This is a genomic window from Bradyrhizobium sp. SZCCT0148, assembly GCF_018129985.1.
GTDB lineage: Bacteria > Pseudomonadota > Alphaproteobacteria > Rhizobiales > Xanthobacteraceae > Bradyrhizobium > Bradyrhizobium japonicum_H.
In genome coordinates this window covers 500,111-520,869 of record NZ_JAFCKT010000003.1, presented here as the reverse complement: position 1 = coordinate 520,869, position 20,759 = coordinate 500,111, and the positions used below count along the sequence as shown (strand labels likewise).

At 63.8% G+C, this 20,759-nt stretch carries 19 protein-coding genes; 7 read left to right on the top strand and 12 right to left on the bottom strand.

Features of this window, described 5'->3' with window-relative positions; genetic code table 11:
• Positions 1-111 precede the first annotated feature (111 nt).
• Together groL and JQ580_RS14240 are read left to right on the top strand one after the other, a co-directional pair.
• On the top strand, positions 112-1,740 hold the full coding sequence (gene groL / locus JQ580_RS14245) for a chaperonin GroEL (RefSeq protein ID WP_212280665.1): 1,629 nt from the start codon (positions 112-114) through the stop codon (positions 1,738-1,740).
• Positions 1,741-1,940: 200 nt separating this feature from the next.
• Positions 1,941-3,152 (top strand): hypothetical protein, encoded by a 1,212-nt coding sequence (locus JQ580_RS14240; protein ID WP_212280664.1) that lies wholly within the window; start codon positions 1,941-1,943, stop codon positions 3,150-3,152.
• A 160-nt stretch (positions 3,153-3,312) separates the two neighbouring features.
• Here the strand turns inward: JQ580_RS14240 and JQ580_RS14235 are convergent, their stop codons facing one another.
• Positions 3,313-3,711 carry an META domain-containing protein gene (locus JQ580_RS14235; RefSeq protein ID WP_212280663.1) on the bottom strand — a complete coding sequence of 133 codons (399 nt, stop codon included), beginning with the start codon at positions 3,709-3,711 and terminating at the stop codon, positions 3,313-3,315.
• Between the two features lie 130 nt (positions 3,712-3,841).
• Complete coding sequence (locus JQ580_RS14230) at positions 3,842-5,506, bottom strand: L-lactate permease (RefSeq protein WP_212280661.1); 1,665 nt, start codon at positions 5,504-5,506, stop codon at positions 3,842-3,844.
• A gap of 325 nt (positions 5,507-5,831) precedes the next feature.
• On the opposite strand from JQ580_RS14230, the gene JQ580_RS14225 reads away from it, so the two are divergent.
• Positions 5,832-7,592, top strand: coding sequence for an ABC transporter ATP-binding protein/permease (locus JQ580_RS14225; RefSeq protein ID WP_212280660.1), 1,761 nt, complete (start codon positions 5,832-5,834; stop codon positions 7,590-7,592).
• Between the two features lie 66 nt (positions 7,593-7,658).
• Here the strand turns inward: JQ580_RS14225 and JQ580_RS14220 are convergent, their stop codons facing one another.
• The 5 genes from JQ580_RS14220 to JQ580_RS14200 all read right to left on the bottom strand — a co-directional run bounded on the left by JQ580_RS14220 (position 7,659) and on the right by JQ580_RS14200 (position 13,657).
• Positions 7,659-8,672, bottom strand: a complete 1,014-nt coding sequence (locus tag JQ580_RS14220) for a TorF family putative porin (protein ID WP_212280659.1) — start codon at positions 8,670-8,672, stop codon at positions 7,659-7,661.
• A 390-nt stretch (positions 8,673-9,062) separates the two neighbouring features.
• A complete protein-coding gene (locus tag JQ580_RS14215) occupies positions 9,063-9,449 on the bottom strand; it encodes a histone (protein WP_249134154.1) in 387 nt (128 codons plus the stop codon).
• Positions 9,450-9,533: 84 nt separating this feature from the next.
• Positions 9,534-10,856: a glycolate oxidase subunit GlcF gene (gene glcF / locus JQ580_RS14210; protein WP_212280651.1), complete on the bottom strand. Its 1,323-nt coding sequence runs from the start codon at positions 10,854-10,856 to the stop codon at positions 9,534-9,536.
• Complete coding sequence (locus tag JQ580_RS14205) at positions 10,853-12,091, bottom strand: FAD-binding protein (protein WP_212280650.1); 1,239 nt, start codon at positions 12,089-12,091, stop codon at positions 10,853-10,855. Before JQ580_RS14205 ends, glcF begins: the two co-directional genes overlap by 4 nt.
• A gap of 72 nt (positions 12,092-12,163) precedes the next feature.
• A complete protein-coding gene (locus tag JQ580_RS14200; RefSeq protein ID WP_212280648.1) occupies positions 12,164-13,657 on the bottom strand; it encodes an FAD-linked oxidase C-terminal domain-containing protein in 1,494 nt (497 codons plus the stop codon).
• A 279-nt stretch (positions 13,658-13,936) separates the two neighbouring features.
• Between JQ580_RS14200 and cycA the strand changes: the two genes are divergently transcribed.
• Positions 13,937-14,332, top strand: a complete 396-nt coding sequence (gene cycA, locus JQ580_RS14195; RefSeq protein WP_212280647.1) for a cytochrome c-550 CycA — start codon at positions 13,937-13,939, stop codon at positions 14,330-14,332.
• Between the two features lie 1,106 nt (positions 14,333-15,438).
• Here cycA and JQ580_RS14190 read toward each other — a convergent pair.
• Positions 15,439-16,395, bottom strand: a complete 957-nt coding sequence (locus JQ580_RS14190) for an alpha/beta fold hydrolase (RefSeq protein WP_212280646.1) — start codon at positions 16,393-16,395, stop codon at positions 15,439-15,441.
• A 327-nt stretch (positions 16,396-16,722) separates the two neighbouring features.
• Here JQ580_RS14190 and JQ580_RS14185 point away from each other — a divergent pair, with 327 nt between their 5' ends.
• A complete protein-coding gene (locus tag JQ580_RS14185; protein ID WP_212280645.1) occupies positions 16,723-16,905 on the top strand; it encodes a hypothetical protein in 183 nt (60 codons plus the stop codon).
• A 10-nt stretch (positions 16,906-16,915) separates the two neighbouring features.
• Here the strand turns inward: JQ580_RS14185 and JQ580_RS14180 are convergent, their stop codons facing one another.
• The 3 genes from JQ580_RS14180 to ykgO form a co-directional block, all read right to left on the bottom strand.
• The gene (locus tag JQ580_RS14180; RefSeq protein WP_212280644.1) at positions 16,916-17,176 is read right to left on the bottom strand and encodes a hypothetical protein; all 261 of its coding nucleotides are present in this window, start codon (positions 17,174-17,176) and stop codon (positions 16,916-16,918) included.
• 125 nt (positions 17,177-17,301) lie between these two features.
• A complete protein-coding gene (locus JQ580_RS14175; protein WP_212280643.1) occupies positions 17,302-17,940 on the bottom strand; it encodes a tetratricopeptide repeat protein in 639 nt (212 codons plus the stop codon).
• A 118-nt stretch (positions 17,941-18,058) separates the two neighbouring features.
• Entirely contained in the window at positions 18,059-18,184 is a 126-nt protein-coding gene (gene ykgO / locus JQ580_RS14170; protein ID WP_006611362.1) for a type B 50S ribosomal protein L36, read from the bottom strand.
• A 312-nt stretch (positions 18,185-18,496) separates the two neighbouring features.
• Here ykgO and JQ580_RS14165 point away from each other — a divergent pair, with 312 nt between their 5' ends.
• Positions 18,497-19,381: an amidohydrolase family protein gene (locus JQ580_RS14165; RefSeq protein ID WP_212280642.1), complete on the top strand. Its 885-nt coding sequence runs from the start codon at positions 18,497-18,499 to the stop codon at positions 19,379-19,381.
• Between the two features lie 70 nt (positions 19,382-19,451).
• Here JQ580_RS14165 and JQ580_RS14160 read toward each other — a convergent pair whose 3' ends face one another.
• The gene (locus JQ580_RS14160; protein ID WP_212280640.1) at positions 19,452-20,186 is read right to left on the bottom strand and encodes an SDR family NAD(P)-dependent oxidoreductase; all 735 of its coding nucleotides are present in this window, start codon (positions 20,184-20,186) and stop codon (positions 19,452-19,454) included.
• A 147-nt stretch (positions 20,187-20,333) separates the two neighbouring features.
• On the opposite strand from JQ580_RS14160, the gene JQ580_RS14155 reads away from it, so the two are divergent.
• On the top strand, positions 20,334-20,708 hold the full coding sequence (locus tag JQ580_RS14155) for a winged helix-turn-helix transcriptional regulator (RefSeq protein ID WP_212280638.1): 375 nt from the start codon (positions 20,334-20,336) through the stop codon (positions 20,706-20,708).
• Positions 20,709-20,759: the final 51 nt, after the last annotated feature.

The following is a 20,759-nucleotide window of genomic DNA, read 5'->3' as shown; positions in this document are numbered from 1 at the left end:
CGCCACGCCGAAGCGGCTTCGGTCGTTCAGGCGGGCCAAGCCCGGCAATGACGCAGAGAGCGCGCTTCAGCACGAAACAAGACGCATCACCAAACACGAGGAATTGCAGAAATGGCTGCCAAAGACGTCAAGTTTTCCGGAGACGCGCGCGATCGCATGCTGCGCGGCGTCGACATTCTCGCCAACGCCGTCAAGGTGACGCTCGGCCCGAAGGGCCGCAACGTCGTCATCGAGAAGTCGTTCGGCGCGCCCCGCATCACCAAGGACGGCGTCACCGTCGCCAAGGAGATCGAGCTCGAGGACAAGTTCGAGAACATGGGCGCCCAGATGCTGCGCGAGGTCGCCTCCAAGACCAACGACCTCGCCGGTGACGGCACCACCACCGCGACCGTGCTGGCCCAGGCCATCGTGCGCGAAGGCGCCAAGGCGGTCGCCGCCGGCATGAACCCGATGGACCTCAAGCGCGGCATCGACAGCGCGGTCGCGGCCGTCATCAAGGATATCGAGAAGCGCGCCAAGCCCGTCGCCGCCTCTTCCGAGGTCGCTCAGGTCGGAACCATCTCCGCCAACGGCGATGCCGCCATCGGCAAGATGATCGCCCAGGCGATGCAGAAGGTCGGCAACGAAGGCGTCATCACCGTCGAGGAGAACAAGTCGCTCGACACCGAGGTCGACATCGTCGAAGGCATGAAGTTCGACCGCGGCTATCTCTCGCCCTATTTCGTCACCAACCCCGAGAAGATGACCGCCGAGCTCGAGGACGCCTACATCCTGCTGCACGAGAAGAAGCTCTCCGGCCTGCAGGCCATGCTGCCGGTGCTGGAAGCCGTGGTGCAGTCGGGCAAGCCGCTCGTCATCATCGCCGAGGACGTCGAGGGCGAGGCGCTGGCCACCCTGGTCGTCAACCGCCTCCGTGGCGGCCTGAAGGTGGCCGCGGTGAAGGCGCCGGGCTTCGGCGATCGCCGCAAGGCCATGCTCGAAGACCTCGCGATCCTCACCGGCGGCCAGCTGATCTCCGAGGACCTCGGCATGAAGCTCGAGAACGTCACGGTGAAGATGCTGGGCCGCGCCGGCAAGGTGGTGATCGACAAGGAGAACACCACGATCGTCAAGGGCGCCGGCAAGAAGCCGGACATCGAGGCCCGCGTCGGCCAGATCAAGGCCCAGATCGAGGAAACCACCTCGGATTACGACCGTGAGAAGCTTCAGGAGCGCCTCGCCAAGCTTGCCGGCGGCGTCGCGGTGATCCGCGTCGGCGGCGCCACCGAGATCGAGGTCAAGGAGAAGAAGGACCGCGTCGAGGACGCGCTCAACGCCACCCGCGCCGCGGTGCAGGAAGGCATCGTCCCCGGCGGCGGCGTCGCGCTGCTCCGTGCCAAGAAGGCGGTAGGCCGTCTCACCAACGCCAATGCGGACGTCCAGGCCGGTATCAACATCGTGCTGAAGGCGCTGGAAGCCCCGATCCGTCAGATCGCCGAGAACGCGGGCGTGGAAGGCTCGATCGTCGTCGGCAAGATTCTGGAGAACAAGTCCGAGACCTTCGGCTTCGACGCCCAGAACGAGGACTATGTCGACATGGTCGAGAAGGGCATCATCGACCCGGCAAAGGTGGTCCGCACCGCGCTTCAGGACGCCTCTTCCGTGGCCGGGCTGCTGGTCACCACCGAGGCCATGGTCGCCGAGCTGCCGAAGGAAGCTGCGCCCGCAATGCCGGCCGGCGGCGGCATGGGCGGCTTCTAAGCCTCCGTTCCATTACAGGATTGCGAAGGCCGCCTCCGGGCGGCCTTCTTTTTTGCCGACCCTGCCCCTCCGCTTTCCGATTCAACCGCCGGCCGAAACCCACTACGGTAACGCGCCGATTCGAATTGTTTGGGCATGATCCTCCAGGAAACAGCTTCACACTTTTCCGGATCATGCCCGTTGCGCGAGGATTTTCAGCGATGCGTGCGTTTCTGGCTTGTTCGACAGTCCTTCTGGCAGCTCTGCTTGCCGCTTCTCCGCATCCCGCCTCCGCCCAGATGAAGCTGTCGCCCAAGGCGACGACGCCCGGTGGTCCGGAGACACGCTATTTCACCTCGATCGACGGCCTGATGGACGGCAATGCCGACGTGATCCTGAAGGAGACGCGCCAGGGCAAGACGGTGACGGCGGCCGTGCTCGACGTCTGCTATCCCGTCGCAAAGAATTCGGACCGAAAGGACCGCTTCGTCGTCAACCTCCAGGTCGCGGGCCAGACCCTGACCGGCACCACGCAGAGCGTCGGCGAAAAGTCGCCCGTCAGCGTCAAGCTGCTGCGCAAGCAGAGCGGCGATACGTTCGAGTTCCGCGGCCAGATCAGCATCGGCCAGGTGGTGACCGAGGTGACCTCACCCGACAACGCCGATCTCAGCGAGAAGGAATTTCAGGACAACCAGACCTCCGACGACGGCATCACGCCGCAGCCGAAGGATTTCACCGACGTCTCGCCGGAAGCGATCGCGGTCAAGGTCAAGCTGGACGCCGCGACCGACTTCCTGAAGAGCCTGAAGGGCCAGGCGGTCGAGGTGACGCTGGCGAGCCTCACCGTCGGCTGCGATGCGCTGCGTGCGGGCGAGCAAACGATCAACATGTCGGTTGATCCCGAGCGCGCCGGCGCGCTGCTGGCGAAGTTCAAGGCCATGCCGGGCGTCACTGCCGCGGGCTGGACCGCGGGCATGACCGAGATGGACCGCACCATCCGCTTCGCCGCGGCCGACTGGCGCGAGGGCGACAAGATCAGCAAGGACAAGCTGGCGGCCGCCGTTGCGAACGTCTTGAGCCGGACGCTCGCGGCAAAGCCGGCCTCACAAAGCTTCAACCCCGCCACGGGCAAGCTCAAGCTGGTGTTCAAGCGCCCGAACCCGGATTTCCCCGCACTGGATCTCACCGACACGATCGAGGTCGCAGGGCTCGTCTCGCCCGACAAACCGGGCACGACCGACAAGCTCATGCTCTGGATCGGCAGCCCCGCGACGACGACCGCTGATGAGAGCAGCGGCGCCAAGCTCAATCTCTCCGACGACGCCTCGGTCGACGAGGAAGGCGATCAGCCCGACGACAACGGTTCGATCGAGGCCCTGGTCAAGGAGTTCAAGGCTCAGCGCTGGGACGCCGACAAATCGGTGTGGAAGTGAAGTGACGTGAACTGTTGTGCCCGGGACGCAGCACAGCACCTCGGTGATGCGCTGCAGAGCCGGGGCCCGGAAGCCGGTATCGACATCGAGAACAGATGACTGTGTCCGGCCTGCGCAGCAGCGTTACACGCTGCAGCGCGTCCGGGACACGAGAGCAGCGCTAATTCCCCGTTGTCCTGAAGCGCAGCGGCTTGGGGCCGATCAGCGTCAGCACGTCGCCCTGCCGCTTCCAGGTCTCGACGCTGCTGAGTGCTGCGACGAGTTCGTCGTCGGCCTGCGCTCTTGCCGGCGGACAGTTGCGGTCCTGGATCTGGCCGGGAACGAAGATCACAGTGTTGCCGGCGACCGAGAACTGGCCCTTGCCGCCCTTGCACCAGAGCTCCAGCACGACCTCGCCATGGTCACCGATCTCGATGTTTGGAATTCGCTTCGAGCCTGCCTGCGGCAGCGCTTCCAGGGTCATTTCGGTGCCGAACGGAAAACCGTCCTCGGCACGCGCGACAGCGGACATCGCGAGCATTGCAACCGCAGCACATACCAATGGCTTGAGCGAAACCATGAAACCTCTCGACCGACCTGATCTGCGGCACCTTCTATAAGACTGCGGGCTCATTGAGAAGGTTCGCTCGCATGCAAAAATCCCCGCGGAGACCTCCGCGGGGATCTGCATCGAAGCCGGACGTGGCCTGTTACTTCAGGACCATCGCCGTGAACGGATAGACATAGGCCTGCAACGTCACGAGCACACCGACGAGACAGGCCAGCACGATCGAGTGCCAGAACACGAAGCGCAGGATCGTGCCCTCATGGCCGTACCAGTTGGTGGCCGTGGAGGCGACCACGATCGACTGTGCGTCGATCATCTTGCCCATCACGCCGCCGGAGGAGTTCGCGGCGGCCATCAGGATCGGCGATATGCCGAGTTGCTCAGAGGTGATCTTCTGCAAATTGCCGAACAGGATGTTCGACGACGTATCCGACCCCGTCAGCGCCACGCCAAGCCAGCCGAGCAGCGTGCCGAAGAAGGGATAGAGCACGCCGGTCGCAGCGAAAGCGAGACCGAGCGTCGCATCGACACCGGAGAGCCGCGTCAGCGTACCGATGGCGAGCATCGCCGAGATCGTGATCAGCGAGATCGCGCAGAGGCGGATGGTGCGGCCGTATTCGGTCAGGAGCTTGCCGGGACCGACGCCCATCAGGAAGCCCGAGATGATCGCCGCGATCAGCATGCCGGTGCCGGTGAACGACAGATAGGTGAATCCGAATACCGCTCCCTCCGGCGTCGGCTTGGCCGCCACCGGCGGCATCTTGTTGATCATCTGATGCAGCTCGGGAACGGGATAGTTCCAGACGAAGATCGAATTCGCCCAGGACTTGAAGCCGCCATTGCCCCAGATCAGCATCACGATACAGACGATGATCCAAGGCAGCAGCGCGTTGAACAGCTCGCTCTGCGTGAGCGGCGTCTTGTCGAGCGGTTTGGCCGCGGCCATGGTGGAGGCCGATTCATCATTGCCGCGCAACGCCGGCGACAGCCAGAGCTGCTTCGGCTGCCAGACCTTCAGGAACAGGATGAGAGCCCCCATCGAGATCAGCGACGCGCCGATGTCGACGATCCAGGGATTGATGTAGTTCGAGATCACGAATTGCGGGATCGCGAACGACACGCCGGTGACCAGGATCGCCGGCCAGACATCCTTCATGCCTTTCCATCCGGCAAAAGCCCATATCACCCAGAACGGCACGATCAGCGAGAAGAACGGCAGCTGCCGTCCAACCATCGCGCCGAGGATGTAGGGATCGAACCCGGTGACCGAGGCAAGACCCTGGATCGGCGTGCCCAGCGCGCCATAGGCGACCGGCGCAGTGTTGGCGATCAGCGACAGGCCGGACGCCGCAAGCGGCGAGAAGCCGAGGCCGATCAGCACGGCACCGGTGATGGCGACCGGCGTGCCGAAGCCGGAGGCGCCCTCGAAGAACGCGCCGAACGAGAACGCGATCAGCAGCAATTGCAGTCGCCGATCCTCGGTGACGCCGCCGATGGCGCGCTTGAGCAATTCGAAGCGTCCCGTGCTCACCGTGACCTGGTAGAGGAAGATGACGTTGAGCACGATCCAGCCGATCGGGAAGAAGCCGGTCACGATACCCAGCACCGAGGCGCGGATCGACATGTTCGCCGGCATGGTGAAGACGAAGATCGTGATCAGATTGGCCACGATCACGGCGATGATCGCCGCGATATGCGCCTGGACGCGGCCGCTGGCGATCAGGACCAGCAGCGTGACGACGGGCACCGCTGCCGCAATCGTCGACAGCACCGGGCTGTGCAGCGGGTCATAGACTTGATTCCACATGGTCTTCCTCCCCCACGCATGTTTGTGGCAGACGGCCCGCGTGGAGAGCCGAGCTGCTTGACGCTGGAACGATAACCCCCGAGCTGGACGCGAATTCCTCGCGAATGCGGCGGTTCCCGTCCCGCTCACAAGCTCGCGAAATCCCGAAGCACCCCACCCCGCGCCGTCAAACCCCATGCTAGGGTTGCGGGGTGCGACAAGACAACGCAAATTGCAGTACTTGCGACTTTAGTATAGGCGCGCCGATTTCCGCCATTGCCACAAACCCTTGCCGCAAACCCTTGGCTCGGGAAATTGTGCACATCCCCTCAGGAGACAGAGCTCTGTGAAGAACATCAGCGCCACGCTCGCGATCGTCTGGCGAATCGCGATCCCCTATTTCCGGTCGGAGGACAAATGGGTCGGGCGCGGCCTGCTCGCTGTCGTCGTCGCGATGGAGCTGGTGCTGGTCGCGATCAACGTGCTCCTCAATCAGTGGCAAAACCGGTTCTACAGCGCCCTGCAGGCCTACGATCTGCCCGAATTCGTCAAGGAGGTCTGGATCTTCCTCGGCCTCGCCTTCACCTTCGTCGCCCTGGCCGTCTACAAGCTCTACTTGAACCAGTGGCTGCAGATCCGCTGGCGGCAATGGCTGACGCAGCACTATCTCGGCGAATGGCTCGACGGCGCCACGCATTACCGCATGCAGCTCAAGGGCGACGCCGCGGACAATCCGGACCAGCGCATCACCGAGGACGTCAAGAATTTCGTCGAACAGACGCTGACCATCGGCCTCGGGCTGTTGTCGTCGGTCGTGACGCTGGCCTCGTTCGTCGTCATCCTCTGGGGTCTGTCCTACAAGGCGCCCCTGTACATCTACGGCACCGATATCCTCGTCCCCGGTTTTCTGGTCTGGTGCGCACTGGCCTACGCGATCGTCGGTACGGCGCTGACGCACTGGATCGGCGCCCCGCTGATCAATCTGAATTTCGAGCAGCAGCGCTTTGAGGCCGACTTCCGCTTCAACCTGATCCGCGTGCGCGAAAATTCCGAGCAGATCGCCCTGTTGAAAGGTGAGCACGCGGAGCGGGGGCGACTGCTGCACCGCTTCGGCTTCGTCATCGGCAATTGGTACGCGATCATGAGCCGGACCAAGCGCCTGACCGCGTTCACGGCAAGCTACGGCCAGGCCGCGACGATCTTTCCCTATGTTGTGGTGGCGCCGGCCTACTTCGCCAAGCGTATCCAGCTCGGCGACATGATGCAGACCGGCTCGGCGTTCGGCAGCGTGCAGGACGCGCTGTCCTTCTTCGTCACCGCCTATCGCTCGCTCGCGGAGTGGCGCGCGGTGATCGCCCGCCTCGATGGCTTCGAGATGTCGGTCAGCTCCGCCGCCGACGGCTTGGCGAGCGAGCCGACCATCGACGTCGCAGCATCGAACGGCAAGTCCATCACGCTCGAGCAATTGCTGGTCAAGCTCCCGAACGGCACGCCCCTGGTCACCGCCGATGCCTTCACGATCCAGCCGTCCGAACGGGTGCTGGTGACCGGCCCGTCGGGCTCGGGCAAGTCGACCCTGTTCCGGGCCATTGCCGGGGTCTGGCCGTTCGGCACCGGCACGATCGCGATTCCTGAGACGGCGAAGCTGATGATGCTGCCGCAGCGGCCGTATTTCCCGATCGGCCCGCTTGGCGACGCCGTCATCTACCCGGCCGAGCACGGCTCCATCCCGCCCGAAAAGGTCCGCGACGCGCTGATGGCAGTCGGCATGCCGCGGCTGGCGGACCGGCTCGACGAGCACGGCCACTGGAACCGGACATTGTCGCTTGGCGAGCAGCAACGCCTCGGGCTTGCCCGTGCGCTGCTACACGTGCCGGACTATCTCTTCCTCGACGAGGCGACGGCCTCGCTGGACGAGCCGTCCGAGGACCGGCTCTACCGGCTGCTGACGGAGAAGATGCCCCAGGCCACCATCGTCTCGATCGGCCACCGCTCGACGCTGGACGCCTTCCATACCCGCAAGGTGGCCCTGGTGCAGGACGGCGAAATCCACACTCTCGGCAAATCAGGCGAGCCGGCCCGGGCGGAGCCGACCAGGGCGGGCTGAGCACCGGACCAAAGCAAAAGGGCGGCAGATTGCTCTGCCGCCCTCGTCGCTGGTCTCGGAAAGAACTTACTTCAGGTTGGTCATCGCGGTCAGGTCGAACGACAGCTTGGCGATGCCAGCCGCGCCGCACCAGTTGGAGCCGACGCCCGACGGGTTGATGGGGGTCGTGAAGGTGCCGGTCGATGCGGTGAGGTTGCCGCGCGCCGAGAAATCGCTGGTGAAGGCGTTACAGTCACCCTTCGACAGGTCGGTGTCGGAGTAGCGCAGATCCAGCGTCATCACCTTGTAGGTGAAGCCGACGCCGATATTCCAGGTGTTGTAGTCGGCGTATTTGATGCCATTCGGGAAAGCCGGCACGCCGTAGAAGCTGTCGGAGGTGCCGAGCCACTGACGACCGAACTCGCCCGACACGTACATGCCGACGCCGCTCGAGCCGAACACCGTGCTGGGCGCGATGTACTTGCCGACGATGGAGGTGTAGTTGCCCCAGGCGCCCGAGTTCAGATAGCTCGGGGTATAGTATTCATTGATGCCGAACGACCAGTTGTCGTTCACGGTGTAGGTGAACTTGCCGTAGACTTCGAAGAAGCTCAGGTCCTTCTTGATCACGTTGGTGTTGAGCAGGGCCTTCTCGGCGCACTCGGCGCCCTGGAAGACGCCGGCGTTGTCGATGCCGGTGCCGCCGAAGTAGCAGCTTCCACCCGGATACAGGTAACCCCAGACGCCGATGTCGAAAGCGAACGCGCCGAAGGTCGGTCGGATACCGCCGTAGATGTCGATCTCGGCCGCGGCGCGGTTCGGGAAGGAGATGCTCTCACCGGCCACGCCGACATAGAGCTGGAGGTCCTTGGTGACGTTGTAGCGCGGCTCGAAATAGGCCGAGACCGACGGCTTGTGGTTCGACTGGGTGATACCGCGGAAGATGTAGTCGCTCATGATCGCGCCGCCGAACGCGATATCCCAGGGATCGAAGGCCGGCGGCGGCGGGGCCTTCAAGGCCTTCACGCGCATGTCTGCCGCGAAAGCCGAACCCGTCGTCACCATTGCCAGCGCCGTTGCCAACAAAGCCACTTTTTTCATTTCGATCCCCATCGCCAGTTCTTACCCAGTCGGATCCCGGAAGCCCCCCGGGGCAAACGACCTGTCTGCAAAATTGCGTTACCGCGACAATCTGGATTGAGGGACGGTAACCGTGAAGCAAAAATCACGGGCATCTGCCGACTTTTTAGGCGTTTTGACGATTCCACGAAAGGTTGTCGGGCTGTGTGTCTTCTCGACCACATTATTTGCATTCCAAAGTGCGCAAAGAGACCGGGCAAGTACGGGGAAGCCGGATCGCGTGGCAGCCAAGCTACGAATCAGACTTGCGGGGGGAGCGACGGCGTCCGGAGGTCCCTGCGGCGATGCAGAAAGGCCGCAGCGTCACCGCAGCGGCCTTTCCTGTTGGCGATCGCGCTCGCTGGATGGGACCTAGCTTTGCCCCTCGGCGGGTGCGGCTTCCGCAGAAGACGAAGGCATCGCCCAGCTCGTCTCGGCAGCCGGCTCGGGAGCCGGAGTGGCCGCCGGCGCTGACGGCTTCGGCGCGGGAGCTGCCTTCGCCTTCTTCGGTGCCGCTTTCTTCGCGGCCTTCTTCGGTGCGGCCGGCTTGGCCGCCTTCTTGGCCGACGTCTTCACGGCCTTCTTGGCTGCCTTCTTCGGCGCGGCCTTCTTCGAAGCTTTCTTGGCAGACTTCTTGGCAGATTTCTTCGGAGATTTCTTCGCGGACTTCTTGGCTGCCTTCTTCGCGGATTTCTTCGCCGCTACAGCCTTCTTCGCCTTTTTGGCCTTCTTGCTTTTTTTCTTCTTCGCTTTCGCCATCGTGGTCCTCCTGTTGCCGACGAACAATGGTCGATCGGGCGTCGTTCCAGTGCCGCCTCCGGACGAAAGCTCGGGCTTGAAAGCTCAAACTTGCGCGTTCAATGCCGGTCGCGACCCGCCCGTAGCCCAATCGAGAAGCTCAATCGTGTGTACGACCGGAACTGACGTGCCACTGGCAATCTGCACCATGCAGCCGATATTGCCCGCGGCAATCATGTCCGGCTTGACGCTCGCGATGTTGGCGACCTTGCGATCGCGCAACCGGCCCGCAAGCTCGGGCTGGAGAATGTTGTAGGTCCCCGCCGAACCGCAACACAAATGGCTCTCCGGCACATCTTTCACCACGAATCCATTCTTGGAAAGCAATTCTTTCGGAAGCGTCGTGATTTTCTGCCCGTGCTGCAACGAACACGCTGAGTGATAGGCGACGACGATGTTGTCCTGTCGCGCAGTCGGCTCGAGGCCGAGGCCGGCGATGTATTCGGTGATGTCCTTGGCGAGCGCGGACACCTTCGCCGCGTCGGCGGCAAACGCCTTGTCCTCGCGCAGCAGATAGCCGTAGTCCTTGATCACGGTGCCGCAGCCCGAGGTTGTCACCAGGATCGCGTCGAGCCCCTCGCCGGCCGCTTCCCTTTGCCAGGCCGTGATGTTGGCGCGCGCCCGCGCCAACGCATCCTGATCGTTGCCGAGGTGATGGGTCAGCGCGCCGCAGCACTGCTCGTCCCTGACCAGGACGACCTCGATGCCGTGGCGGGTGAGGAGGCTGATGGCGGCCTGGTTGATGCGCGGCGCCAGCACCTGCTGGGCGCAGCCTTGCAGCAGCGCGACCCGGCCGCGCTTCTTGCCGAGCGCCGCGAACACGCTGCCCGGCAGCGCCCCCCGCGGCGGCAGCCGGTTGGGCGCCAGCGCCAGCATCGCCTTGAGACGCTGGATCAGGCCGGGTGTCGCCGAGGGCCGCGGCGTCGGCAGCAACACGGCAAGCGGACGGGCGAGCCGCGCCAGCACCATGCTGATTCGAAAACGCTGCGGGTCAGGCAGGACGAAGGCCAGCACCTGACGCAGCAGCCGCTCGGTCAGCGGCCGCTGATAGCGCTCTTCGATCCTGACCCGGGCCTGGTCGACGAGATGCATGTAGTTCACCCCGGAGGGGCAGGTCGTCATGCAGGCCAGGCACGACAGGCAGCGGTCGACGTGCTTGACGACCTCCGCGGTCGGCGCCTGGTCCTTCTCCAGCATCTCCTTGATCAGGTAGATGCGGCCGCGCGGGCTATCGAGCTCGTCGCCGAGCAGCACATAGGTCGGACAGGTTGCGGTGCAGAAGCCGCAATGGACGCAGGCGCGCAGGATCTTGTCGGCTTCCGCGATGTCGGGATCGGCGAGCTGGGTGAGTGAGAATTCGGTCTTCATGCCACAGCGCCTCGGCTCAAGCGGCCCCGGTTGAGAACGGCCTTTGGATCGAAACTGGCGCGCACCCGCTCGCTCAAGGCGGCGACGCCGGACGCCTGCGGATGGAAGACATCGACATTGCGCCTGACGTCCTCGGCCGCCCGGATCAGCGTGGCGTGGCCGCCGACGGCATTGGCACGCATTCGCACCGCCGGTTCATGCGCGTCGTCCTTCGGCGGCAAAGCCGCCCAGATCAACCCGCCGCCCCAATCGTAGATCACGTCGCCTCCCGTCTCCTGCGCCAATCGCGTGCCGAGCGCAGCGCCCGAGGCAGGCGGGCAGACGATCCGCCAGACCGGCCGGGCGCCGAGCGCGCCGCCGGCCGCGAACGGCAGCACGTCGCGGATGGTCGCCCACAGCGCGGCAGAGGCTGCGTCGTCGATGAGGGTCGCGGCTCCGAACGGCGCCAGCAATTCGCGCAGCGAGTTGGCGCGATGGGCGGCCGAGGCTGTGATGCCTTCGAGCCGCAGCACGGTCAGCGCCTCGCTCTGGCCTGCGAGATCGCCGAGTCCGTCGGTCCCGGCCCGGACCGCCTGATACGGCAGGTGAGCTGCACCCGAGACGTCGAAGGGCGAGCCGAGCGCCGCAGTCATCGCCTTGTTGGCGGCGGCATCATCCAACCCGCGCAGCAGCAGCGTCCGCTCGGCCTCGGGCTTGGGCATTACCTTCAGCGTGACCTCGGTCATGACCGACAGCGTGCCCCAGGATCCCGCGAGCAGCTTGCAGAGGTCGTAGCCGGTGACGTTCTTCACCACCTTGCCGCCGGTCTTGAAGCTGTCGCCGAAGCCCGAGACGGCGTGCGCGCCGAGCAAATGGTCGCGCGCCCCGCCCGCCCTGATGCGGCGCGGACCGGCGAGCCCGGCTGCGATCATGCCGCCAATCGTACCGAGCGCCGGCGTGCCGAGCAGCGGCGCCGTATCCATCGGCTCGAAGGCGAATTGCTGGTTCTTGGCATCGATCAGCGACAACACGTCGGCGACCGGCGCGCCCGCCTGCAGCGTGACGATCAGCTCGTTGGGCTCGTAGGCGGTGACGGCATTGAGCGCAGAGAGGTCGAGCACGGCATTGGTCGCCATGGCATGGCCGATGCCGCGCTTGCTGCCATGACCGATGATCTCGAGCGGCTGCTCGTTGGCAATCGCCGCGCGCACGACTTCTTCGACGTCTTTGGCGTCTCTGACTTTAAGCGTATCCACGACTGAGCCGGTATCCAAGTTGAGAGCGGAAAGCAAATTTGGCGCGCTGCGGCGAACGCGCAGCGACCGACGCTAGAACCGTGGCAAATCCGGGAATGCCAGCTTGCCGGCATGGACATGCATGCGACCGAGCTCGGCGCAGCGGTGCAGGGTCGGGAATACCTTGCCGGGATTGAGCAGGCCCTGCGAATCGAAGGCGCATTTAAGCCGCTGCTGCTGGTTGAGGTCGATTTCCGAAAACATCTCCGGCATCAGGTCGCGCTTCTCGATGCCGACGCCGTGCTCGCCGGTCAGCACGCCGCCGAACTCGACGCAGGCGCGCAGGATGTCGGCGCCGAAGGCTTCCGCACGCTCGATCTCGCCGGGCTTGTTGGCATCGTAGAGGATGAGAGGATGGAGATTGCCGTCGCCGGCGTGGAACACGTTGGCGCAGCCGAGCTGGTATTTTTCACCGAGCTCGCGGATGCGGGCCAGCGCCTTCGGCAGCGCGCCGCGCGGAATGGTACCGTCCATGCAGAGATAGTCGGGCGAGATGCGCCCGACCGCGGGAAATGCAGCCTTGCGGCCGGCCCAGAACAGGTTGCGCTCGGCCTCGGAGGTCGAGATCTGGCAGGTGGTCGAGCCGCAGCCATTCGCAATGGCCTCGACGCGCGTGATCAGCTCGTCGACCTCGATCTTTGGGCCATCGAGCTCGATGATCAGCAGCGCCTCGACATCGAGCGGATAGCCGGCATGGACGAAAGCTTCAGCGGCGTGGATCGCGGGCTTGTCCATCATCTCCATGCCGCCGGGGATGATGCCGGCGCCGATGATGCGCGCGACGCATTCGCCGGCGGCTTCGACCTCGGCGAAGCCAACCATCAGCGCGCGCGCCGTCTCCGGCTTCTGCAGGATGCGCACCGTGATCTCGGTGATGACGCCGAGCAGGCCTTCGGAGCCGGTGATGACGCCCATCAAATCGTAGCCGGCGTTCTCGCACCCCTTGCCGCCGATGCGCAGGATCTCGCCGCTCATCAGCACGATTTCGCAACCGAGCACGTTGTTGGTGGTCATGCCGTATTTGAGGCAGTGCACGCCGCCGGAATTCTCCGCGACATTGCCGCCGATCGAGCAGGCGATCTGCGAGGAAGGATCGGGGGCGTAGTAGAAGCCGGCATGCGCGACCGCCTGGCTGATGGCGAGATTGGTGACCCCGGGCTCAGTGACGACGACGCGGTTGTCGAAGTCGATCTCGCGGATGCGCTTGAACTTGCCGAGCCCGAGCAGCACGCCGTCCTCCAGCGGCAGCGCGCCGCCGGACAGCGAGGTTCCGGAGCCGCGCGGCACCACCTTGACGTTCTGCCCTGCACAATATTTCAGGATCAGCGAGATCTGCTCGGTCGTTTCGGGCAGCACCACCACCATCGGCGGCTGCCGATACGCCGTCAGCCCGTCGGACTCATAGGCGCGCATCTCGGCGGGCGTATCGATCACGCCTTCGCCCGGCACGATCGCGCGCAATGCAGCAACGATCTCGGCGCGGCGCGCGAGCACAGCCTGGTCGCTCGCAGGCATCATGATGGCCATATCAGATCCTTCATGGCATATTTTTCCGGCTCACGCCGCACGATCAATTTGTCTCGGCAAATCAATCACGTCCGCAGGTGTTTGGGTAGGCCATCCGAAAGTCGAATCGACCATCTTCCGCCAGTTCGCTCTGGGACAAGTCGGAAATGATGAAACCTGTCATGGTTTGGTGGCTTGTCCAAGCCGAGCAGGCCTGCCAAAACCGGCAGGTCGGGCGAATGCCGATCCGGCAAGAGACTGACAGCCCAGACCCACCAGGGAAGAGACGAAGAGCACCCGATGACAAAACTGATTTTTGGCGCACTGACGATCCTCACCGCGATTGCCACCGCACCCGCCGCGATGGCGCAGGATGTCGCGGCCGGCAAGACGTCGTTCAACAAATGCCTGGCCTGCCACGCGATCGGCGAAGGCGCCAAGAATAAGGTCGGCCCCGAGCTCAACGGTCTCAACGGCCGCAAGTCGGGAACCGCTCCGGACTACAATTATTCGGACGCGAACAAGAATTCCGGCATCACCTGGGACGAAGCCGTCTTCAAGGAATACATCAAGGACCCCAAGGCCAAGATCCCCGGCACCAAGATGGCGTTCGCCGGCATCAAGAACGAGACCGAGATCAACAATCTCTGGGCCTATGTCTCGCAGTTCGACAAGGACGGGAAGATCAAGCAGTAAGCGCGTAGCGGACAACCACTGCAGCTTCGGTTCCGCTGAAGTCGGGACCGAGGCTGCAGCTTATTATTTTTGGTGCGCTTTCTCCCGGGCATCATTGGGAGCGAAGCATTCCAGAATCCCTCCTTGGAGAGATTTCTGGAGTGCTTCGTCGCAAGAGCTTCTCGCAATGACGGGGCATGAGGCGGCAGGTCGGTTCTCCAAGCACAGCTGTCATTTCCGCGAAGGCGGGAATCCAGCAAGCTGCGGCTTCGTGTTTCGATCAGTGCCGTCTTGAGGACTGGGTCCCGGTCCTTGTGCGCAGTTGCGCACTGGCCTGGCGATCACACTGAGTGTGTGGCAGCAGACACGCCTTCTCGTTCCCGCGGCGCGTTTCGCCCGAGCTTTGCTTCGTCGCTCCACCCTCTAATCCAAGAGGGCGCAGGGAAGGCCGGGTGCCGGCTGGCACCCGCGGTCCGCTGCGCGAAAATGCACACGCAGGAAGAACCGCACAGCAGCATACAGGTGTCGCCGATCACTCGGCCTTCCCTGCGCAGTGGCTGGACGGCTTATGCCGTGATCTCCCGGGAGCCGACCATTCCTTCTGGCCTCCCTCGCCGTTCGAATTGACGATGCCGTCTGCCCGGTTGGGCTCGCGCACATCTCCGAACGGCTTGACCGTGGCAACGACGGCCAGGACCACACGGTTTTGCCGTACGCACGGCCCGCCATGTCGCCGCAGTATTCCCGGCCCTGTCGACGGAGCCGGAAACTTACGAGCGAGACGAAGCCTGACAGCGCCGTCGTCCGCACGTGGCCTCGGGCTCACAGGGACTACCCGCCCTGCCCGCGCCTTTCGTGCCGACGCTGCCGCGTCCACCGCAAGCCCGGCTCGCGAACGTGACGACTTCACGTCGCCCCTCCTGGGTGAGCCGGGATGGGTGACACATACGCCGAAACCGAATTTCGGTAAAGCGGAATCTTTTCGCGCTTGCGGATTGACAGAGGCCGACACAGGCAGCTGCCGTAGGGTGGACAAAACGAAGCGCGCCCACGTCTTTTTACTGTCATCGAGACATCGTGGGCACGGCGCAAGTGCGCCTTTGCCTACCCTACGAGAGCTCGAACGTCTAATCCGCCGCCGCCTGCGCCGGCGCGATTTTGCCGATCATCGTCTCGATTTCCGTCTTCACGAGCTCCGGCACGACGTTCTGCACCATATGGCCGAGATCGGGCAGCACGATCAGCTTCGTTTGCTGTACCATCGCCGCGAACGGGCGCGCGTGGATGTTGGTCTTCACCGTCGTATCGGGCTCGCCGGCGATGATCGTGACCGGCGCCGTGATCTCGCCGTAGCGCGCGACTTGTGCCGTCACCGCCTGCTTCAGCGTCACGAGATCATAGGCATTGGCGATGAACTCGCGCGGGCGAAGCAGCAGCGGAGTCGCGGAGTCCTGCACGAATCCATCCGGCATCATCTGCGGCAGGAATACGCTGCGCGCACCGGGCTCGGCCAGAAAATAGCCGAGCGGCAGGGTGATGGTGTAGGCGAGCAGCGGACCGATCACCGGCGTTGCGATGATCTCGTTGTAACGGCCGACGCCGCCGCGCCAGGGATGGGTGACGGGGGCGAGCATGACGAGACCGGCGACGCGGCCGGGATGGTCGAGCGCAATCCGCGCGCCCAGCGCACCACTCCAGGAATGAACGACGAAGACCGCGCGATCGATTCCAAGCTTGCCAAGCGCCTCGTCGATCATCCGCGCCTGGATCTGCGGCGTAGAATCCTGCCGCCGCGCGCGCGTGCTCCAGCCATGGCCGGGACGGTCGACGAGAATGACGCGATGGTCCTTGGCGAGGAGGTCGCCGAGCGGGCGCCGCATCGCTTCGAGATTGGAGCTCGCGCCGTGCAGCATCACGATCGGCAATCCTGCATCGCGCGGGCCGATATCGACGACGTGAAGCGTCGCGCCGTCGACCTCGACCATCCCGCCGTGCGGCGGATAGGCGCGTTGCACGGCGACGATTCCAGCCTGAGTGACCAGCGCCAGCAGAACCAGCGCCGTCACGACTGACATCACGATCATGGAGGGAATCCGGACGATCCAGGGCACAGGGTAGCTACGAGCCTCGTAAGCGGCAGTTTCGCCCTGCCGGCTCTCAATAAGTCCACCGAAATTACCGGGGCTGTGGATATGTGCATAATTTAAAATCAGAAAGGTCAATGAAATCAACGGCACTCCGCGCGCCCTGCCGGCGCCGGAACGGCTTCATCCGGCCGTCACCACGGTCTCCATATAATCGCCACGGTCGGTTCCGCCATTTAACCTTGGATGAATGCCGATCCTCCTCTCAACTCAGGGGATTGTTAGGAAAGCCCGGTAATTGTCCTGGTTTGAACCGGAGGATTTTCGATGAGCTTCAGATCGAACGACACTGCGATCGACGAGATCGTGGCGAGCTGCAACGGCGATCTGCGTGGTGCCGTGCGGGCGCTTCTGCTGATCAACGAGCACCTGGAAACGGAGCTGGCAAAGGCTTACGCCGCAGCCATCGATCGCGGCCTGGTCGAACGCGGCGGCAACGCGCTGCATTGAAGCGGCTCGACTAGTTCGTCCCGTCCTCTTCCTTTTCCTCGTCCGGCGTGGGCGCGGGACAGGCGCGGATGGTCGAGCGGGCAAGCTTGGCATCGGCCTTCGACTTGTAGGGACCGTCGCCGAACCAGATATCGCCGATGATGACCGGATTGCTGGTCACGATGTTGCATTTTCCGGTGGCGCGGTTGCCGACCACCCAGAACAATCCGTCGGCGAGGCTCACCGTCCCCGATGCCAGCAGCAACACACCTGCAAAGATCAAACGCTTCATGGCTTTTGCTCCTGCCATGCAGGTAGGCCTGCGGCGGCGCCGGCAATAGTGCTCACGATGCCGCGCTTCCGATCGTGGTTAACCCGAAGCGGCCGCGTTCACTCAAGACATGATCGATTTCGAGGCTAAATATCCCGGCCTTCGACCTTCTCGGTCAGCGATTTGACCTGGTCGGGAATCTTCTCGAGGTGCGGGTTGACGGCCAGCGCCTTGCGATAGGCATCGAGCGCGCGCTTCTCGTCGCCGACCTCCTGCATGATCATGCCGAGGCCTGCGAGCGCACCGAAATGGCGCGGCTCCCGGATCAGCACCTGCTGGATGTCGGCGAGTGAACGGCCATAGTCGTTCTGCATGTAATAGAGCGTAGCGCGCCGGTTCCAGGCCTCGATATAGTCGGGCCGAAGCTTGATGACCGAATCCAGCAGCTTGATCGCGACATCGATCTTCTTGGCGTCGACCGCGGTCTTCGCCCGCGACATCAACAAGGACGCGGTGTCGCTCGGGGTCTGCAGCCAGATCGCCCAGATCCGCGCCTCGACATGCTTGGCGCTGGCCTCATCGGGCGCCGCCTTCAACGCGCCGAACAGGAAATCGAGATTCTTGGTGCGATCGACCTTGGGCAGCTTGGCCGGCGCTTCCGGGAGCTTCTTCTGCTTGCCGGGCGGCGCCGGAGGGTCAGCCTGCGCCAGCGCCGGCTCAAGGCCCCCGGTTCCCAGCAGGAGGGCCAGACACAAAGTGCGCGCGAAAAGGAATCTCACTGCCATGATCAAAGTCTAAACGCGTAAAGCCGCCCTTGCAAAGCAAAGGCGGCGTCAAACTCGTGTGAGCAGTGGTCTTCGGGGGCGCGCAAAAGGCCCTCGGCAGGGATCAGCCTTGAGCTGATCAGCCCTGGCGAGCCTTGAAGCGGCGCTGCACCTTGTTGATCACATAGACCCGGCCCTTGCGGCGGACCAGGCGGTTGGCGCGATGGCGACCGCGCAGCGACTTCAGGGAGTTACGGACCTTCATGGCAGAATCCTGAACGTTCGAAAGGCCGTGTTCGGCACTACCGTTTCGGCACGCGCGAATGTGGCAAAATGAGATTTTTCCCGCCGGCGGACGACCGCCCGGGACGGGGCGGTTCTTAAGGCATGGCGGGAGGTCATGTCAATGTTAACTGCCCCGGTCCACCCCAGCAAAATCTCGAAAACAACCCCATGCACAGTAGAAGCGGCCGGATCGGGCCGATTTATCGCCAAGGACATCAGGGGTTTTGTCACGACGCCTTGCCAAGTTCGTTATATCATATAATCAATTTGGCAACCGGTCGGGAGGAAACCAATGCCGAAGCTGAAGCTGCCTGATATCGACAAAGTCGTCGCCATCGACATCCACACCCATGCCGAGGAGCCCTGCGGCACCCATCCCGACGACGGATATGACGATTTCCAGGCGCAGATGGCCGACTACTTCAAGTCGCCGCACAAGCATCCGCCGACCGTGCCGGAGACCGCAGCCTACTACCGTTCCAAGAACATCGCCGCTGTGATCTTCCCGGTCGACGCCGAGCGCGAGACCGGCTTCCGCCGCTACAAGAACGAGGAAATGCTGGAGATCGCCTCCGACCATCTCGACGTCCTGATCCCCTTCGTCTCGATCGACCCGCACAAGGGCAAGCTCGGCGTGCGCGAGGCGCGCAAGCTGATCGAGGAATATGGCGTGCGCGGCTTCAAATTCCATCCGACCATGCAGGGCTTCTACGCCAACGATCGCATGGCCTATCCGCTCTACGAAGAGATCAACAATGGCGGCGCGATCGCGCTGTTCCACACCGGCCAGACCGGCGTCGGCTCGGGCATGCCGGGCGGCATGGGCATGCGGCTAAAATATTCCAACCCGATGTACATGGACGACGTCGCGGCGGATTTCCCCGACCTCAAGATCATCCTCGCCCACCCCTCCTTCCCCTGGCAGGAAGAGGCGCTGTCGGTCGCGACCCATAAGCCGAACGTCTATATCGACCTCTCCGGCTGGTCACCGAAATACTTCCCGCCGATCCTGGTGCGCTACATCAACTCGATCCTGCAGGACAAGATGCTGTTTGGCTCGGACTGGCCGGTGATCACGCCCGACCGCTGGCTGTCTGACTTCGCCAAGATCGAGATCCGTGACGAGATCCGGCCGAAGGTGCTCAAAGCCAACGCGCGCAAGCTGCTGGGGATCTAGCGGCGGCTTCGTCAACGTTGAGGGCTTCGATCACAATGATCGAAGCCCTCGCGTTTGGATGCTCGGATCCTCAGATCTGAGCGAGGCCGCCGTCCACGAACACCTCGCTGCCGGTCATGAAGCTGCTGTCCGACGACGCCAGGAACGCGGCGACCGCTCCGGTCTCCGACGGTGCCGCCACGCGGCCGAGCGGCGTCGTGCTGCCGAGCGCGTCGAACGCCTCCTCGCCGACGATCTCCAGTGCCAGCTCGGTCTTGGTCGGCCCCGGAGACAGCACGTTGACGCGGATGCCGGTGCCGCGCAGGTCCTGCGCCCAGCTCCGCGCCAGATTGCGGACCGCGGCCTTGGTCGCGCTGTAGATGCTGAACTGCGGCGTTCCCATCACGCCCGTGCTCGACCCGGTCAGGATGATCGACGCGCCCTTCGTCATCAGCGGCAGCGCCTTTTGCACGGAGAACACCAATCCCTTCACGTTGACGTCGAAGATGTGATCGTAGTGTTCGGGCGTGATCTCGCCGAGCGGCGCGAACAGCCCGGTGCCGGCATTGGCGAACAGGATGTCGAGCGTGCCTCGTTCTTTCTTCACTGTCTCATAGAGACTGTCGAGGTCGGCCAGATCCGTCACCGAGCCCCTGACGACACGCGCCTGGGATCCAAGCTTCGCCACTGCGGCGTCGAGCTGCTCCTGCCGCCGGCCGAAGATGTAGACGAACGCACCTTCGTCGATGAAGCGCTTCGCCGCTCCAAATCCGATGCCGGTTCCGCCGCCCGTCACCACTGCCGTCTTGCCTTCTAGTCTGCTCATGATGTGCTCCTTCACTGAGGTTGCACTGAGCTGGCGGCGTACCCACCTATCGACAAGTATGCACCTTTTGGTAAGTACCCAAGAATGTCAGACACGACTCCTTCGCCTGTACAGGCGCCAACATCGGTCCAGAGCTGCACGCCCACCTTGCCCGGGTTCACCTGCGGCTTGGATGCGACCTTGCGGGTCATCGCCGGCAAGTGGAAACCGCTGATCCTGTACTTCGTCGCCCAGGACGGCCCGACCCGCTACGGCGAACTCCGCCGCGCCATCCGCGACGTCAGCGACAAGGTGCTGATACAGCAACTGAAGGAGCTGGAGGCCGATGGGCTCGTGAAGCGGACCGACTACAAGGAAGTGCCGCCGCGGGTGGACTACAGCCTCACACCGCTGGGCCACAGCCTGGCCCAGGCTCTGGTGCCGCTCTGCACGTGGGGCACGGAGCACATGGACGAGGTCAGCCAGGTCTTCGCCGAGCGGGCGACCTGGACGCGGCGAGAACGCCAGCCGACGACTGGCTAGCCGGCTGACCTTAGTGAGCTGACGATGATGTCGAAGTGATTGCGACTGCAC

Coding starts and splice junctions, on each gene's coding strand:
- JQ580_RS14235 (WP_212280663.1), bottom strand. CDS start 3,711: ATGGTTTCGCTCAAGCCATTGGTATGTGCTGCGGTTGCAATGCTCGCG.
- JQ580_RS14190 (WP_212280646.1), bottom strand. CDS start 16,395: ATGATCGTGATGTCAGTCGTGACGGCGCTGGTTCTGCTGGCGCTGGTC.
- JQ580_RS14230 (WP_212280661.1), bottom strand. CDS start 5,506: ATGTGGAATCAAGTCTATGACCCGCTGCACAGCCCGGTGCTGTCGACG.
- JQ580_RS14220 (WP_212280659.1), bottom strand. CDS start 8,672: ATGAAAAAAGTGGCTTTGTTGGCAACGGCGCTGGCAATGGTGACGACG.
- ykgO (WP_006611362.1), bottom strand. CDS start 18,184: ATGAAGGTCCGTAACTCCCTGAAGTCGCTGCGCGGTCGCCATCGCGCC.
- cycA (WP_212280647.1), top strand. CDS start 13,937: ATGACAAAACTGATTTTTGGCGCACTGACGATCCTCACCGCGATTGCC.
- JQ580_RS14185 (WP_212280645.1), top strand. CDS start 16,723: ATGAGCTTCAGATCGAACGACACTGCGATCGACGAGATCGTGGCGAGC.
- JQ580_RS14165 (WP_212280642.1), top strand. CDS start 18,497: ATGCCGAAGCTGAAGCTGCCTGATATCGACAAAGTCGTCGCCATCGAC.
- JQ580_RS14240 (WP_212280664.1), top strand. CDS start 1,941: ATGCGTGCGTTTCTGGCTTGTTCGACAGTCCTTCTGGCAGCTCTGCTT.
- JQ580_RS14160 (WP_212280640.1), bottom strand. CDS start 20,186: ATGAGCAGACTAGAAGGCAAGACGGCAGTGGTGACGGGCGGCGGAACC.
- groL (WP_212280665.1), top strand. CDS start 112: ATGGCTGCCAAAGACGTCAAGTTTTCCGGAGACGCGCGCGATCGCATG.
- JQ580_RS14175 (WP_212280643.1), bottom strand. CDS start 17,940: ATGGCAGTGAGATTCCTTTTCGCGCGCACTTTGTGTCTGGCCCTCCTG.
- JQ580_RS14200 (WP_212280648.1), bottom strand. CDS start 13,657: ATGGCCATCATGATGCCTGCGAGCGACCAGGCTGTGCTCGCGCGCCGC.
- glcF (WP_212280651.1), bottom strand. CDS start 10,856: ATGAAGACCGAATTCTCACTCACCCAGCTCGCCGATCCCGACATCGCG.
- JQ580_RS14215 (WP_249134154.1), bottom strand. CDS start 9,449: ATGGCGAAAGCGAAGAAGAAAAAAAGCAAGAAGGCCAAAAAGGCGAAG.
- JQ580_RS14180 (WP_212280644.1), bottom strand. CDS start 17,176: ATGAAGCGTTTGATCTTTGCAGGTGTGTTGCTGCTGGCATCGGGGACG.